Raw genomic sequence first — 16,529 nt, 5'->3', positions numbered from 1 at the left:
GCGTGACTCGGGCTGGGCACAATCGCCGGCTGTCTTGAAGACGGCACTGCCGGCTGCGGGGTTCAAGCCATCAACCGGAGGGTTCCTGCCGGCGGCCATTTTCGCTGTTGCGCTTTTTCAAGCCTTCTGCCAGCAGCGAAAAGGGAAATTGCAGAGCATAGCGCAAACCGGCGATGGTCGACAGACTGAACATGAAACGGCGCGCCTCGGCAATCAGCTCCAAAATGACGATCTCTTCCTCCACCTCGCCGACTTCCTTGACTTTGGCAAGGCGGTGCATGGCATACAAGCCGAGCAGGCACGCGAGAATAAAAAAGAAATCCCAATGCTGCAAATCCAAAGTTTCGATTGCCACTTCACCCGCGGGCGTTTTCCAGCGCAACGTCCACGAGAGGGCATAGCCGGAGAACAAATCCACGAAATTGCCGCCCAAGATCGGTGCCAACCCGGCCGCCAGAGAGTTGACCAGACTGTTGGCGGCCAAATAGGCCGTGGCCTGGCCCTGCGGCGCCAGCTTCAGGCCGATGTTGCCGGTGGCCAGCGTGACGCCGGCGGTGGCGATTCCCATGAACACATGAATGAAGATGAGCAGCGGCACGGTCAACACGTACTTGTTCGGCAGCGTGGTGAAGGTAAAGGCGAAGACGCAAATCATGTAGAGCGGCGCGCTGACGCTGAGCACCGACTTGTTGCTGAAGCGATCGGTGAGCCTGCCCCAAATGCGAAAGAACAGCAGGTTCATCACCTGGCTGAGCACCTGCAGGCTGATGATCACCCGCATGTCGAGATCGAGCATCTTCAGCATGTAAACGGTGAAAAAAGGCGCCGCGAGGTTGATCGCGAAGTTCCATGCGCCCTGAAACGTGATCAGCCTTTTGAAATTGCGATCCTTGAACGGCTGGCGCAGCAAAATGGAAAAGGGCAAATGCCGGCTTTCGGCGGCCATGGCCGGCTCGGGAATCGTGGAGATGAAATAAACGCCCAGCATGCCGGCGAGTCCGCCGGCGAAAATCAGGGCCGAGTAGCTGTACACTTTGGCGGCGAAGGCACGCGAGTCATACCAATCCACGAACACGGCCGCCGCCAGATTCAACAGGATGCCGAAGCCCGCCATCCACGCCATGCGCTTGGCGAAGAAACTGCCCAGGCGATCGAGCGGAATCAAGTCGCGCATCCAGGAGTTCCAACTGCAACCGGAGATCGCGGCAAACAGGGCGTAGATCAAAATGCAAAAGGTCAAGGCGGCCAGTGCCGCGCCGCCCGCGAGAAAAAAGGGAATGGCCGCCGCCGCCACCAGAAATGCCCGGCCGAAGCCGGAACTCAAAACACAGATCAGCCGCCGGGCGCGAAACTTCTCGACCAGATAAATTGAAGGTACCTGCACGAGCTGCGCCAGAAAAGGGATCGCGGCCAATACGCCAATCAGCAGATTGGAAGCGCCGAACTGCAAAGCAAAATCCACCAGAAAGGCGCCGCCGGTCAAGGTCAACATTGCCTGCGTGGTCAAACCATCTTTGAGCACGCCGCGCAGGCCGGCTTGCACCTGCGATTCGGATAATCGCTCTGGGGAGGGAGAAGGTGTCACGACAGCATCCATGCGAATTGTGAGTGTGCCTTCCTGCTCACGCGTGCCGCTCGTTGGCAGGGGATTCCTTGCCGGCCTCGGCGTGTTTCGGCAGCGGCGAAGCGATCGGAACGGGATCGCGATGTCCGGCATAAAGCGAAGCCAGCATGCCGACGGCCAAAAGACTGGCAATGACCACCAGTGACGTCATGGTGGGAATGGGATAATGGTGGGTGAGAATCATTTTGGCGCCGACGTAGCTCAACACGAAAACCAGGCTGTGTTTCAAGTAGCGGAACCTGTCCATCATCGCGGCCAGGGCGAAATACAGCGAACGCAGCCCCAGAATGGCGAAGATATTCGAGGTGAAAACCAGAAAGGGATCGCTGGTCACCGCAAAAATCGCGGGAATCGAATCGATCGCAAACACCACATCCGTGCTTTCGATCACCAGCAGCACGACAAACAGCGGGGTGATCGCCCGCTGTTCGTTCAGGCGCGTGAAGAAATGCCGGCCGGCGTAATCCGGACTGACGCGATACCAGCGCCGCACCAGCCGCACGAACGGATTTTTCTCGGGCGCCACCGTCTCATGGCGCGTGACCAGCATCTTGACCGCGGTGGCGATCAGCACGCCGCCGAACAGGTAGGTCATCCATTTGAAGCGCGCGATCAGGGCCGCGCCCGCCACGATCATCGCGCCGCGCAGCACCACGGCGCCCACGATGCCCCAAAACAGCACGCGATGTTGATACATTGCCGGCACTTTGAAATAGGCAAAGATGACGGCGATGACGAAAATGTTGTCGAGGCTGAGCGACTTCTCCACGAGATAGCCGGTGAAGAATTGCAGCGCCGCTTGTTTGCCGCCGAGCTGCTGGCCGATTTCACTGCCGATCCCCAGCCAGTTGTGCGCATAGGCAAAATAGATGGCGGTATTGAACACCAGCGACAGCATGATCCAGAATGCCGACCAGAGCAACGCCTCTTTGGCTTTGATGACATGCGGCCGCCGGTTGAACACGCCCAGATCGAGCGCGAGCAGCAATCCCACCAGCAGCAAGAACCCCAGCCAAACCCCGATTTCCATGGCAGGCTCCTCTCTGGAATCGCGGCGGCGGCGCCGGCACCAGCGCGCCGGCAGCGCCGCGGCACAACGCGCTCACGCGGCAAACAGAACCCAGAACGTGCCGGCGATTACCGTGATCAGCGTCAGCGGCAGGCCGACCTTGACGTAGTCGATGAACGACAATGTGATGCCGTACCCGGCGGCCTTTTCCGCGACGATGAGATTCGCGATGCTGCCGAGCAAAGTCAGGTTGCCGGCCAGCGTGCTCGCCATCGCGAGCAAATACCACAGCCGGGCCGTCGCACCGGGAATATCCTGCATCAACAAAACCGCGGGCACGTTGCTGACCAAATTCGAAAGCAGCGTGCAAAGCGAGACCAACACCACGGGCTGGTCGAGGTGAATACCGGCACCGGCCAAACCGGCGAGCGCTTGTTCCATCAGGCCGCGCTGCTGCAGCGCGCCGATGATGACGAACAACGCGATGAACAGCATGATGAGATTCCAATCCACCAGCGCAAACAGCTTTTCGGAAGGATTGCGGCGCGAAGGCAACAGCAGCGCGGCGGCGGCCAGCGCGCACAGATCGCGGGGCCAGCCGAGCAAGAAAGCCGCCAACAGCAGACCGGTGATCAACAGCGTCTTCTTGATCGAGCGGTAATCGGGTTTGAACGCGACCAGCTCATGCGGCAACGGGGTGAGGCCGGCGTTTTCAGCGCCGGTGGTAAACTCCGCGCGCCAAATCCAACGCACCACCAACGCGTTGGCCGCCACGCCGAACAGCGTGACCGGCGCCATCACCAGCAAATAGCTGCCAAAATCCAGCCCGGAAGCCTGGCCGATGAACATGTTTTGCGGATTACCGATCAGCGTCGCCACGCTGCCGATGTTGCTGGAAGTGGCGAGCGCGATCAAGTAAGGCAGCGGGTTGCGCCGCGCGGTCTGCGCCACTTCACACAGCGCCGGCGTGAAAGCCAGACAAACGATGTCGTTGGCAAATACACTGGAGAGCAGAGCACTGGCCAGCACGATGCCGACCAGCAGGGTGAACGGGCGGTGGGCGAAAGCCAGCACCTGCCGCGCCACCAGCCGATAGAAGCCGGCCACGCGCAACTGCGCCGAGAGAATCATCAGGCCGAACAGCAGCAGCAAAGTGGAATAGTCGATGGTGGCGGTGGCCTGCTCCACCGTCAATGCGCCCGCCACCATCAGCATAATGGCACCGAAAATGGCGATGCCGGTGCGGTTGATCTGCAAGCCGGGCAGCCGGCCGCCGGCTATGCCGAGATAGGTGGCAACGAAGATGAAAACGACGAGGGCGTTGAGTGACATGGGCAGGGTTGGCATGAACCAGGACGGCTTCACGGATTTCAATAATGGCGGGGTAAGATAACCGCGCGCGGGCACAAAGTGCAAGGGCTAAAAAATATTCTCGCCAAAGCCCGCTGGCAGGGCGGCGCGTTTTTTTGTCTTCGCAGCCAAAGGTGCGGCGATTCTCCCGCACGATCACCCAGCGCAGGCTGCCAAACTGCAAACGAACCAGGAACCAAGCGGGAAGAAAACGCTGCGGTCGCGCGCGTTGTGCCAGAATAATGCCGGAAAAGGAATGAAAATGGCAATCAACAACGGTGTGGCCGTTGCACCAAATTCCTCAGCGTTACAACGACACTCGAGGTTTTGGCACCTCGGCTCAGCCGAGGTCAGCATGCAAGGTGGGTCGTCTGGCGTGGGTGAAACCGTTGCTGGTAATTTGGACCGCGACCGGCGCTCGGCCCTCATGCGCACACGCAAGGGCAAGCTCAACAAGGGGCCGTACAGACAAATCCTGCAACCCGGCGGGAGAGAGAATCATTGTTTCACTGCCCGGCGCGGCCCTCAGCGGAGCCGGCCGCGCTGCCAGCGTTGCGCCACCTCTGCCACGCGCCGGCCCAGTGCCTCGCCCTTGGCAAGAAAGGGCGCTGCCACCAGCGTTGAATCGGCGCGCGTGCCGAATGGCTCCTCCTCCACCACTGCCGAAGCGCCGAAGGCCGAACGCCAATCCGGCCCGCCGACCACGACCATGCCGAAAATCAACATGGAATGGAGAATGCTCATCTGCACCAATTCTTCGCCGGCTGAAATGCCGCCGGCGGTGACAAAGGCCGCACCGATCTTGTCGCGCAGCGGCGTGCCTGCAAACGGCCATTGATTGATGAATTGCTGCAGCGCCGGCGTAACATTGGCATTGTGCACCGGGCAGCCGAGAATGATCGCGTCCGCGGCGAGCAGCTTGGCTGTGGTTGCTTCCGCCACCGGGAGCAACTCCACCGCCGTACCACTCACCGCTCGCGCGCCGCGAGCCACGGCCTCGGCCATCGCCGCGGTGTGGCCGTGCTCGGAGTGATACACGATGAGCACCGCCGCGCGATCCTGGCCGCGCAGAGCAGTGGCCGGCATGATCGCGGCGAGCCAGCAAAGAGTCAGGAAAGTCTTCATGGGTTTCTCTTGTGCGGAGTGATTGAATGACAAACCCGCACTCAACCGATGCGCAAATAGCTGCGGAAGGCGGGATGCACGATGAAGGACTCGGCCAGGGTGATGTTATAATCCGGGTCTTGCGCGCTCTGCCAGTGCTTGCCGTGGCTGGCGCATTTGAGAAAGCCGATGTCGTAAAGGAGCTGAGTCAACTCGTCGGCGTCGCGCAGGTTTTCGAGCCAGTCGGGCCGTCGCCCCGGCCGCGGATCGGTGAGCGCCTCCTCCAGCAGGTTGCGCAAGCGCGCCGCCAAAAAGCGTGAAGGCCCGCCGAGAAAACGCTGCAGCACGTTTTCCTTCAAGCCGGGATAGGAAAAGAGAAACTCATTGCTGAGATCGTCGATCTTCCAGCGCGAGTACTCGCGCTCGCAATCGAGAATGTCTTCACAAGTGATTTTGGTGTGGCCCCGGCCATGGGCCTTTTCCGCGGCCAGCCGGCAAAACTGCAACACCTCCCGCGGCCGCAGCAGGCTGCGCTCGATGATGTAAGCCGGCACGTTGCTGATGGCGGGATGCGGCTCGAACACGGTTTCCCACACTTCGAAGGCGCTCAACGGGCGTTTGATCTTGCGGTTGACGCGCAGGCGCTGCGCCACCAATTCCATGATCTCCTTGTGGCCCCAATAAATGTGCTCCTGATACTGCCGGTATTTGTCCACGTGCTGGAATTGGCGCGTCACCGAGTCGTACATGTCGGCGCGGAAGAACACGATCAGCCGCACCGGAATATTGGGCTGGCAGATTTCGTAGACCGCCAACAGCAGGCCGCGCACGAAGGCATTGGCTTCGGCGGAATTGTCCCAACCCTCGTCCAGGTTGTCGATCAAAATATAAACGCCCTGCGGCAAATGGCGTGCGATGAAGCTGGCCAGCGGCGCGCGCAGATTCTCCATTTCGGTTTCCACCGCGATGGGATCGAAGCCGCGGCTGGGGCGGCGCACGCTCAGCGGCCCGATGCCGAGTTCGAGCTGTTCGAGAAAGAGCGCAGTGGTTTTCAGCAGGCGGGCAAAGGGATTGGGCTCGCTGTAATTGTAATGCTTCTCCACGAACGCCGCGATTCTGGCAAACTCTGAATCATGCTCCTTCCGGCTTTGGCGCACCAGCGCCAGCGCGGTCTCGCACAGCAGGCCGTAGTACCACACGCGTTGCAGCACCGCGTCGGACTCGCTGCCCCAGCGCGACAAATCACTCAAGCCCAGTTTCAAAGCGGTGAATTGGATGCGTTGCGGCGCGAGCGGCACGCACAGCGCACCGGTCTTGGGGAGTTGCTTCTGCAATTGCTGGCAGATCGCGCTTTTGCCCGCGCCTTTGCGGCCGATAATGAACCGCTTTTCGCCGGACAGCGCCATGCGATACGCCGGCGTCTCGATGAAGTATTCGGAAAGTTGGGCGTCATTTTCCGCCACGTCATCGCCGAAGAGTCGTCTGAGCATGAGTCTTCCCATCCCAATGTGGCCGCGCCGCGGCAGTCTGTTTGAACCAGCGCGTCGCGCAGCCGGTTTTTCTGCTCGAGGAAAAAGAGAAGCCGGTGGGCAATGGTAAAGAGTTTGGTGGGAAATGTCAAGCCATGCGCCGGTGGGGAAAAGCCGGGAGAAAGGCGGCGCCGCCTTTCTCCCGCAAGGCGAAAAGGATTACGCAACGACCGCGAGAATGTCGTCCTCCGACAATATCAGGAATTTCTCGCCCTCGTATTCGAATTCATCGCCCGCCCACTTCGAGAACACGATCACGTCGCCGGCCTTCACGGTCAACTCCTGGCGGGTGCCATCCTTCTTGATCTTGCCCTTGCCCACCGCCAGCACTTCACCCTTCATGGGCTTTTCGGTGACAGTGTCGGGAATGATGATGTTACCGTACTTCTTGCCCTCGTCTTCCAGGCGCTTGATCATCACCCGGTCGTGCAAGGGCCGAATGTTGAATGCCATAACCTACCTCCTTGTGAGTCATTGAACGATTATTCCGACAGGCCGACTTCAGGATTTGAAGATCGGCTCCAGATGCCGCACGGAACAGGGATGCCCGCCGTTTTGGTATTCGCAGTCATCCCAATAGAAGCACTTGATCGAGCAAATCGGTGCCTGCGCCTGCAAATGCAGCTCGGGATACTCCGCGCGCTGCTCCAGCAACTGCCGCCGCAGCTTGCGCTTTTCCCAAAAACTCTTGAAGGAAGAGCGCGTGCCCAGCAGCTTGACGCTGATGAGCTTGGCGAGATCCTGGGCGGCCGGCGAGGCCGGATCAGACAACATAAAGGGTCTCAACTCGCGCACCGCGGTGCGCACCGCCGGGTCGTGGGAAACAAAGCCGAGGTAATCGACCTCGAGCGCGAGCAGCTCCGCCGCCGCGGTCTGAATGGCCAGCCCCTCCTTGATATCGTCTTTCTCCCGCACCATGTTCAAAATCAGTTTCAAGCGGTGGGATTCCACGATGGTTTCCATCAGGTTGGCGGCTTCCGGCACCACCTCGCGGACGTTGTCGAGCAACTGGCTGGTGGTCAGGCCTAGGCGGCCGGGCTTGTCCACCTCTTCATGATTGAGAATTGCGGTGACGACGGCATTGTCTTGAAACGCCAGCCGCAAGCGGCGCAACTGGCAAATGCGAATGAAATTGAAGCATTCCTGAATCGCGGTGGGTTCGGGATTGGTGACCACGATGCCCTCGTCCGCCGCCAGAAAAAAATCGATGACGTTGTAGGAGGAACCGGCGCCCAGATCGAGCAGGATGAAATCGGCATCGATGCTGCGCAGTTGCTTAATGAAGCGCAGTTTCTGTGCGTATTTCGGATTGGCCAAGCCGAGCGTGCCGCAGGCGCCGCTGATCAGGCGCAGCCCCGGAATGGGTGTCGGCAGGGCAATGTCACTGAGGTTTTCGACCTTGAGCGTGTAGAAGTCATGAAAAGTGCGTTCCGGTTCGAGGATGCCCATCACGGTGTGCAGGTTGGCGCCGCCCAAGTCGGCATCGACCAACACCACCTCCTTGCCCAGGCTGGCGAGGCCCACGCCCAGCGAGGCGGTCAGCACGGTTTTGCCTACGCCGCCCTTGCCGCCGCCGACGGCAATGATGCGTTTGCTGCGTTCGGAGGTGGCTTTGCCGTTGCCCTCGAACACCGGCTGCAGTGAGCGCAATTCCGAGGCCGGCACCCACTTGCCGTCTTCATCATCCCACACTTCGTCGGAGGGATGAAACCCTCCCTTGCTGGCCAGCGAGCGCAGCTCCTGCGGTGAGAACGGGCCGTATTGCTTTTCGTTCACCCGGACAAAGACATCATTCAGCGCGGCTGTGTAATCCATCAGACTCATTCGGTCTCCTCGTGCACATGCGTCCTGAAATCTGAAATCATCTAATGGTAGTACCGCCAAACGCCGCGTTTGCGGAGGGTAGGGCGGCCTGGAACTCACCGGCGGGAGTGCGACGCTTTGGCCATCTGCAACACGCCTTCGGCAATGGCCCCGGCGATGGCCGCCTGGTTGAACTCCGAGGCGAGAAACTCGAGTTGAGCGGGATTGGTGAGAAATTCCGTCTCAACGTGGCACGCCGGCATGTTGGCATGACGAAACAGCAGCAAGTCCTTGGCTTTGACCCCGCGGTTGAGATGGTTGCCGAATTTCACCATCAACGCGGTTTGAATGGCGCGCGCCAATTTTTCCGAGGCCGCGGAATGCGGGCGATGCCAGGTCTCGATGCCCTCGGGATTGGGGTCGGAAAACGCGTTGCAATGAACGCTGACCAGCAGATCGGCGGCCGCGAGATTGGCGATTCCCGCGCGCTGGCGCAGATCCTCACGCATGGCCTCGGCCAGGTGCACATCGCTGCTGCGCGTCAGTATGACTTTGTGGCCGGCGGCCTTGAGCAGATCCTTCATCTTCAGGCAAATCGCGAGTGTCACGTCCTTCTCACGCAATTCGTAGGGTACCGTGCCGATTGCACCGGTGTAGATGCCGCCGTGTCCGGGATCAAGCGCGATTTTCATTATGCCTCAACCTCACTTGTGCCCCGCCGAGAAGCCTGCACGCACCCACCTCGTATCTTTGGAAAATGTATGTTTGCCACATGGAATTTACTATTAGCGGTTCTATTTGCGCAAGGAGACGCCACTTTTCCTGTCATCCCGTCGCACGGCAAAATGCCCTTGCGTCAGCATGCTCTGCGCCCGCTCCCGCGGACGGCTGTGCCGGACCGCGGTAGGCTCGTGGTTCGGCAGTGGCCGATTCGGTCGCCGGAATTGATGGCATCACTCCATCGAGACGCGGAGAACGGAGCGAAAGGCTTTTTGAGGTGGAAGCTCAGCGCTCTCCGCGGTGCAAGCGCTTGCGTTGTGGTCAAGAATCGTTCAGAGTTTTGTTCAATGTTTGAATAGGTAATCCGCTTATCACCGCAACGCACACATACTTTGGCCGGAATACCTTGCACCGAGACGTGCTTGCCGTTGTGTTTGAACAATTCATCAAAAGTTCCTTCGGACGCCTCATTCGGGCCACAAATATGGCAATGAAAAATGATCATCTCCGTTCCGAATCGTTGCAGGCCCGACTCCTTCTTTGGGTTGGCAAACGGCGATGATTTTGATCAGGCCATTGCCGGTCCCTGCTCGTGTAACCTGCAGAGCAAGAGGCCGCCTCAACTTCGTAAATTCCAACACAAGGCAGCGCGGTGCGTATTTGTCATTGCGGATAGTCCTCTATGATTTCTGCGTTTTCCGCAATTTCACACATTTCGCCTTCGCTCATGTTCTGCTCAACCATCCGTCCGAAAGCGTGAAAACTGAATTCGAATCTGCCCGATTTCAAATGCCCACGAATTTCTGCGATCGCTTTCACTCAAAGAACGCCAATCGGTGAGAACGTCGGAAACTAAGATCTGCCCAGCCAATACTGTGGTCGCCGGCGCTGGTTCGCTGCAGCAAGAACTTGAATCATACCATCCTTTTCACGGTACAGTATTGTGAACGGGAAGCGATTCATCCGAATTCGTCTCATGTCCGGCTCATTCTCGATTGGATATCTACGTGGTCCCCCCACACACACTCTTCATCACCTTCTCGAATTCCGCCAAGAAAGCCGCACCAAGACCCGGCTGCCTCGACTCGCAGAATGCGACTGTCTCAAGGTATTCAGCCTCTGCGGCGGGATGAAAAAAGTAACTCATCGTAACAGCGCCTGAGCCTTACGTCTCACCTCTTCAACCGGCATGAGTCGGACAGTGCCAGAATCTATTTCCCTCGCGCGATGTTTCGCCTCGGCTAACCAGTCTTCTGCTATTTCGGCATCAGATAGCGCATCAAGACTCAACAGGAGTCTCTGTGCGAGCTTTGCACGATCTTCTTCCGAGAGCTGCAACGCCTTTTCCTCAATCTGTTCAAAATTCATGATGCTCTTGCCTTTTTTGTTTCCATGCATGATGATACGCGCCACAGCAAGTATGCCGTCACGTCATGTGGCCAGAAAAACACCAAAAAGGCCGCGCGCGCCTGAATTTCGTAAGTTTAGCCGCGGTCAATATATAGTGGTGATCTCCGCAAGTCAAGCGGAAATTCGGAACTGGGGCAACGCCTCCGTAACTGTGGGCCGCGCAGACATCTTGCCTGCCGCAGGCGTGAGGCCCGCGCTGTGTTTGCCGCCGTGACTATTGCGATGCACCCTGGACGCGGTACGCCGGTCATCAGTGGCGCGAACACAATGACGGCGTGCGTCATGCTGCCAGAAACCCTCTCAAGAATCGGAATGGTGCCGTTGCCGAGAAGGTGCTGCCAGCAGGATCGAGCGGTTTCGGTTTTATTGTCGACAAATCGGAGAAGGAATGCGGCTGCGCATGGCATTCCCCATTCTGAGCCGCAAAAAACTTGCGGGGGGGCAGGTGGCGGGAGGCAAAGGCGCGAATCAACTCAGGCGGCGTGAGAATGAAAAACTCTGCCGTGGTATTGAAAGCAACGATCGCGGCAGAGTCTGATCACAGCATTTGGAGGAAGTCAGCTCGTGCCGGTAGGGGAATGTCCCCGTCTCGGCTGAGCCGCGGTTTGCAAAGCTTAGAGTCTCGTGGAAACTCTGAGGATGCTGACGCAACGGCTGAGCCATTGCAGGAGCTTTTTCTCAAGAGTTCGCGATTTCGGACGGAGGCTAGCTGACTTTGCTTGCGCGCTGCAATTCGGCGAGTTGTTGCTGCGCGAATTGCCGGTCTTTGCTGGCCAAGCCGGTGGGCAGCGCCAAAGCGGATTCGAAATGGCGCTTCGCCTTCTCGTTTTGGCCCAGGCTCGCGGCCATCACGCCAGCGCGGAATTGGAACTCCGGCCGCGGCGTACGCAGGCGCAGCGCCTGTTCCATCAACGGCAGGGCTTCCGCGGTTTTCCCGCTCAGATGCAAGGCCCAAGCGTAAGTAGCCAGCACCTCGAGGTGAGCCGGCCGGCGTTCATACTCGCGACGGGCGCGCTCGAGCGCTTCCTCCCTTCGCAGATCATGTTCGAGACAGAAGCGCGCGAATTCGAGATCCACGTTCCAGCCCTGCGCTTCATGCTGCCGGAAGTTTTCCAGCACCATTGCGATCATTTCGTTGGCTTTCGCAGGTTCGCCCTGCTCGCGATAGAGCACGGCGAGCTGTTCGAGAAAGCCGTGATCCGGGATTTCGCGGTAGGCTTGCTGGAGCGCCGCGACCGCTTGTTCGCGCTGGCCGTGCGCGGCCTGCACCTGCGCCAGCCCGGCGAGCGCGTACGCATAATTCGGCCGCTCTTCCAGAATGCCGTTGTAAAGGTGAGCGGCGGTGTCGAGCTTGCCCTGGATGAAGTAGAGCTTGCCCAATTGATACAACACCCAGGCCCGGTTTTCCTGGCCGAACACGCCGGCATCACATGCCAATTTCATCGCCTGGCAGGCGCCGGCGAGATCGCCGTGCAGCTCGCGCAAATAGGCGGCGCGCGCATAAGCCCGCAGATCAGGCTTCAGGCCGAGCATCGCGTCGCACATTTTGACCGCGCCAGCATAATCGCCCAGCTCGACCAGCGCATCGCACAGCACGCCGTAGAGGAAGGCGGTTTGCGGCGCGCGCACCCGCGCCTGCTCCACCAGCTTCTGCGCTTCTTCAAACTGATGCAGCGTCAACAGCAGCGAAGCTTTGGTGGCGAGCGCGAGAAAATGATCCGGATCGCGGTGCAGCGCCTCGGCCAGCATGGTTTGTGCTTGCGGCAAATACTCATGGTGCCGCCCGGTGACGCGTGCCTCCTGCAAAAAGATCTGCGCAAGCTGCACGTAGTTCTCCACCACTTCGGGCCGGCGGCGAATCTCGTATTGATAGTATTCCACCGCCTTCCTGGCGTTCAAGAACTCGGCGCCGGGCCGCGGACTCAGCCCGGGCAGCGGTTGTTCCGCAACGGGCTGCCAATACAAGAAGTAAGCGCCCAGCCAAAGCGCCAGAAATCCGGCGAGTGCCGCCGCGGTTTTTTGTTTTCTGCTCCAATGACGCATAATGAACTCGATCGTTCCAGTTCAAGCGATGCCAAGTTTTGCTCTCGCTCCTACTCCTACTCCTACTCCTACTCTTACTCTTACTCTTACTCCAACTCTTACTCCTAGCCGATTTCAGCGAGTAGGAGTAGGAGTAAGAGTAAGAGTAAGAGTAAGAGTAAGAGTAAGAGTAAGAGTAAGAGTAAGAGTAAGAGTAAGAGTAAGAGTAGGTGTAGTAAAGAGAACACCTCCCCCGGCTACTTCACCAGAATCGCCTTCTTTGCGGGCAGCACTTCGTTGCCGACTTCCAGGCGATAGTAGTAGGTGCCGCTGGCGAAGCCCTTGCTGTCCCATGACACGGTGTAGGTGCCGGGTTGATGCAGCTTATCGACCAGCGTCGCCACTTCCTGCCCCAGCGCATTGAACACCTTCAACTTCACCACCTCGCGCTGGGCAACGTGATACTGAATCTGCGTGGAGGGATTGAAGGGGTTCGGGTAATTCTGCTCGAGCAGAAAGCCGTTGGGCACGCCGATACCCAAGCCGCGGCTCTGCACCAGATTGGGCGCGTCCGCCGCCAGCTTCTTCACATAGTCATAGCCGCGATGGGGATTGGGCAGATACGGAAACGCGGTCGAGATCGGCAAATCGTTCTTGGTCGGTCCGGCGTTGTAAAGCAGCTCGGCCAGCAGCTTGGAAGAAGCCAGATCGGCGTAGTTTCCTTGCAGGGCGTCATCAAACGGCAAGCCCACCGCGGCCAGCACCAAACCGCCGACGGCCTGCAGTTCGATGGTGGTGACGTCATCTTCCAACCGGCGGCCGTTGGGGAAGCCGTCCATGTGCGGAATGGCTTCGAGATTGGCGTTGGTGTTGTATGGCGAAGTGGTGAGGCCGAGCACGGCGGCGCGCACGAGGCCAAAGCGCGCATTGACGCTGTACTCCGCCGAGGTGCGCGCGGTCACCGGCACGGCCATGTTCAAGCGCAGCATGTCGCCGCCGTAGAAGACGCCGTTGTCGTTGGTGATGGGCAGAAAGTTGTTGATGAACGGCTTGCCGGCACTGAGCGGGCCGCCGGTTTTGCCGGTGGCGAGCTGATAGGGAATGGCATTCGGCACGCCGAAATAGAAGATGGGAAAAATGTCGACGCGCCGCGGCTCACCCGGCGCCACCAACGCCGTTTGAATCGGCACATTCGGATGCTTGGGACCGGTGGGCACGGCAAGCGCGGTGCCGGTGAAATCAATCCCTGGAATGCTGGCGGCGGCAAACGCGCCGTCCTTGCCGTTGCGGAAATCAAAGCCGGGCGTGGTGTAACCCGGAATCACGCCGAGGGCGGGATAGGATTGCGCCTGAATGCGCAGCGCGGACAACGCCGGCACCGCGCCGCCAAACTGGCTGTCATCCATATACAGCGCCAGCTCGGGATTCACGAAATAGGGAACGAAATTCTGCTCATCCGCGCTGTACGGCGTCACCGCATTCCAATAATCTTTCATGCCGATTGGAATCACGGCTTCGTTGGTGAGCGGCATGCCCAGACGCGAGACCTGCACCCATTCGCCGCTGTACGCCGGCTTGGAGCCCGGGCCTTCCGGCTGCAGGGTGGTGACTTTCTGGCGGCTGGCGGAAGCCCACACACCAATGACGAAATCGCCATCGAGAATGTTGGTCGCCTGCGTGGTCGACTTCCCGTCCTTCTGCAGCTTGGTGATCGGAATGTTCATCACGATGCAATGCACGTTGTAGCCCGCCACCGCATCGCGCGCGTTATTGGGATCCGATCCGTCGGCGCCATACGCGCTGCGCGTCTGGCCGAGATCGAACACGCCGCCGAGATCGACGAAGAAGACATCATCGCGCGGGCCGCAGAAGACCTTCTCGCCGTCGGGCGAGCTGGTGTTGACCGCTTCCTGCACCACTTGCTCGTAGGTCTTGCCCAAACCAGCCGGACTGCCGCCAAACGTGCGCGGGCCGATGTGATTCGGCGGCACGATACCGTTGCTGATCATCGTGCTCCAGGTGGCGCCGCCATCCACGCTCTTTTCCATCGTGTAGGTCGTTTTGAGATTCTGTTTGCCCAGGCGGATGTTGAAGAACGTGGTGGGATCCTCGTTTTCCTGGCGGAAGGTGAAACGATAGGTAATGTCATCTTTCGCCGAACCCAGCGGGCCAACCGAAGTTTTGTTTTTGATGTGAATCTCATAACGCACACCTTCCGCGAAGGTCACCCAATTGGGGCCGCCCTCCGGCAATTCCAGACCAATGTAGCCGGCCACGATCGTCACGGTGTTGGGATCATCCGGCGAGCGGAACACCCACAGATCGGTGTTGTCGGCCAGCGGATCGTTGGCAATCAACGGCGCTTCACGATGGCTGGAGGCCTCGATGGTCGGCGCCTGATAATGCAGCAGCCACGCCAGCGCCAGCACCAGCGCAGACAGCGCAATCAAATACTTCCGCATACACACATCTCCTTAACTGTTGAGTAAGTGGGTAAAAGATTGAATCGCAGCGTGCGCACGCAGCCGGCTGGCATTGGTCCGGACTTCAGCCGCTGGTGCGAGCAAGGCATGCCCTGCGCTGGGATCACGCGTCAGCGCGCGGCAGCGGCGGCTTGCCGCATTCTTTTCGCAACGCGCGGTAAAGATACGAAGCTCCTCGAAAAACGGATTCAACCAGGGCGGGAACCGGCGCGAGGGGCGAGACTACTTGGAGAGCAGGGCATTCGCCACCCATTGAAACACGAAGATGCCCAACAGCACCAGCGCGAGCAGCGCGCCGGTCAGCGGCGAATTCGCGAACTCGAGCGCGATCGCCAACAACACCAATCCCCCCAGCACACCGGTGTAGATCGCCAGCGTGCGGCGCGGTTTGCCGCTGGCGCGAAAAGTGCCGGCAATGGGTATGACCATCAAACCGCTCGTCAGGGCAGCGAGCAGCGCCGTCGAGTTGCGCGTGACCAGCCAGAGCGCCAGGCACAGCAGCGCCAACGCCAGGCTGCCGCCCACCCAGTTGGAGGCGAGGGTTTCTTCGCGGGACAGCGCCAGGCGGCCGAAACGATGACAGCGCAGCAGCAAATTGAACAGCGGCCGCGCAATCCAGGTCATCACGGCAAAGAGAAAATAGAGAATCAGCACCGGCCAGAGAAAAGGCGCATAGGCCGGGTTGCTTTGGGCGAAGCTGTACAGGAAGCGATAGCCGAGATAGCCGCCAATCACCACGCCCCACTGCGCGCGCCGGCTGAGGCGTGACATCCAAAAAAAATAACCGAGCATGAGGCGGTAGATGAAATGCCGCGCCTTGAGCGCCTCCACAATGCCGGCCCGCGCCCAGTCAAGTTCGGGGTCGAGGCGCAACGCTTCGCGGAAATGCTCCATGGCCTTTTCCGGCTGGTGGCGCTGCAGCAGCGTCCACCCCTGGTTGGCGTGCGTGACCGCATTCTCCGGATTACGCGCCAGCGCCGCATCGATGGTGGCGCCGGCTTCCTCCCGGCGATTGAGTTTCACCAATGCCAGCGCACGCAGATTGGTGCATCCCACGTGTTCAGCATCCAATTGCAGGCCTTGTTCGGCGGCGGCCAGCGCTTCATTCCAACGCCGCCGGCCAAGATGAATGCGGCTGAGCAGCGCGTAGTAATCCGCGTCTTCAGGATCGAGGCGCAACGCTTCCCGTGCCACCGGTTCGGCGTCGGCGTACCGGTCCTGATCTGCGAGCACGCTGGCGAGTACATAGTGGCAGTAGGCAAGATCAGGCGCGAGATGAACCGCGGCCTCGGCTTCGCGTTGCGCCTCGGCGTATTTTTCCTCGCCCGCCAGGCAAAGCGCCAGCATGGCATGCGCGTGCGGCTGGTGCGGATCTTCCGCCAATTCCTGCCGCAGTTCCTGTTGCGCCAGATTGAAACGCGATTGCTGCATCAGTAACTCGACGCGGTCCAAACGCGCACTCATGTCGCCCTCCA

At 59.6% G+C, this 16,529-nt stretch carries 13 protein-coding genes; all 13 read right to left on the bottom strand.

Annotated features, from left to right (window positions below):
• Nucleotides 1-70 precede the first annotated feature (70 nt).
• Nucleotides 71-1,585 (bottom strand): MFS transporter, encoded by a 1,515-nt coding sequence (locus L6R21_20435; GenBank protein MCK6561572.1) that lies wholly within the window; start codon nucleotides 1,583-1,585, stop codon nucleotides 71-73.
• A 37-nt stretch (nucleotides 1,586-1,622) separates the two neighbouring features.
• A complete protein-coding gene (locus L6R21_20430; protein ID MCK6561571.1) occupies nucleotides 1,623-2,654 on the bottom strand; it encodes a TerC family protein in 1,032 nt (343 codons plus the stop codon).
• 72 nt (nucleotides 2,655-2,726) lie between these two features.
• Nucleotides 2,727-3,980: an anion transporter gene (locus tag L6R21_20425; protein MCK6561570.1), complete on the bottom strand. Its 1,254-nt coding sequence runs from the start codon at nucleotides 3,978-3,980 to the stop codon at nucleotides 2,727-2,729.
• Nucleotides 3,981-4,508: 528 nt separating this feature from the next.
• Nucleotides 4,509-5,108, bottom strand: coding sequence for a flavodoxin family protein (locus L6R21_20420; protein ID MCK6561569.1), 600 nt, complete (start codon nucleotides 5,106-5,108; stop codon nucleotides 4,509-4,511).
• A gap of 41 nt (nucleotides 5,109-5,149) precedes the next feature.
• Nucleotides 5,150-6,577 (bottom strand): hypothetical protein, encoded by a 1,428-nt coding sequence (locus tag L6R21_20415; protein ID MCK6561568.1) that lies wholly within the window; start codon nucleotides 6,575-6,577, stop codon nucleotides 5,150-5,152.
• Nucleotides 6,578-6,775: 198 nt separating this feature from the next.
• Nucleotides 6,776-7,069, bottom strand: coding sequence for a co-chaperone GroES (locus tag L6R21_20410; GenBank protein MCK6561567.1), 294 nt, complete (start codon nucleotides 7,067-7,069; stop codon nucleotides 6,776-6,778).
• Nucleotides 7,070-7,117: 48 nt separating this feature from the next.
• The gene (locus L6R21_20405) at nucleotides 7,118-8,440 is read right to left on the bottom strand and encodes a P-loop NTPase (GenBank protein ID MCK6561566.1); all 1,323 of its coding nucleotides are present in this window, start codon (nucleotides 8,438-8,440) and stop codon (nucleotides 7,118-7,120) included.
• A 95-nt stretch (nucleotides 8,441-8,535) separates the two neighbouring features.
• Nucleotides 8,536-9,111, bottom strand: a complete 576-nt coding sequence (locus L6R21_20400) for an N-acetylmuramoyl-L-alanine amidase (GenBank protein MCK6561565.1) — start codon at nucleotides 9,109-9,111, stop codon at nucleotides 8,536-8,538.
• Nucleotides 9,112-9,802: 691 nt separating this feature from the next.
• Nucleotides 9,803-9,958 carry a DUF4258 domain-containing protein gene (locus L6R21_20395; GenBank protein MCK6561564.1) on the bottom strand — a complete coding sequence of 52 codons (156 nt, stop codon included), beginning with the start codon at nucleotides 9,956-9,958 and terminating at the stop codon, nucleotides 9,803-9,805.
• Between the two features lie 324 nt (nucleotides 9,959-10,282).
• The gene (locus L6R21_20390) at nucleotides 10,283-10,507 is read right to left on the bottom strand and encodes an addiction module protein (GenBank protein ID MCK6561563.1); all 225 of its coding nucleotides are present in this window, start codon (nucleotides 10,505-10,507) and stop codon (nucleotides 10,283-10,285) included.
• Nucleotides 10,508-11,254: 747 nt separating this feature from the next.
• Nucleotides 11,255-12,592, bottom strand: coding sequence for a tetratricopeptide repeat protein (locus L6R21_20385; GenBank protein ID MCK6561562.1), 1,338 nt, complete (start codon nucleotides 12,590-12,592; stop codon nucleotides 11,255-11,257).
• Between the two features lie 236 nt (nucleotides 12,593-12,828).
• Entirely contained in the window at nucleotides 12,829-15,033 is a 2,205-nt protein-coding gene (locus tag L6R21_20380) for a DUF4331 family protein (GenBank protein ID MCK6561561.1), read from the bottom strand.
• A 243-nt stretch (nucleotides 15,034-15,276) separates the two neighbouring features.
• Entirely contained in the window at nucleotides 15,277-16,518 is a 1,242-nt protein-coding gene (locus L6R21_20375; GenBank protein ID MCK6561560.1) for a tetratricopeptide repeat protein, read from the bottom strand.
• Between the last annotated feature and the right edge of the window lie 11 nt (nucleotides 16,519-16,529).

This window comes from bacterium (genome assembly GCA_023150945.1).
Classification (GTDB): Bacteria; Zhuqueibacterota; Zhuqueibacteria; order Zhuqueibacterales; family Zhuqueibacteraceae; genus Coneutiohabitans.
The sequence above is the reverse complement of the archived record's forward strand: the minus strand, read 5'-3'. Positions and strand labels throughout refer to the sequence as shown.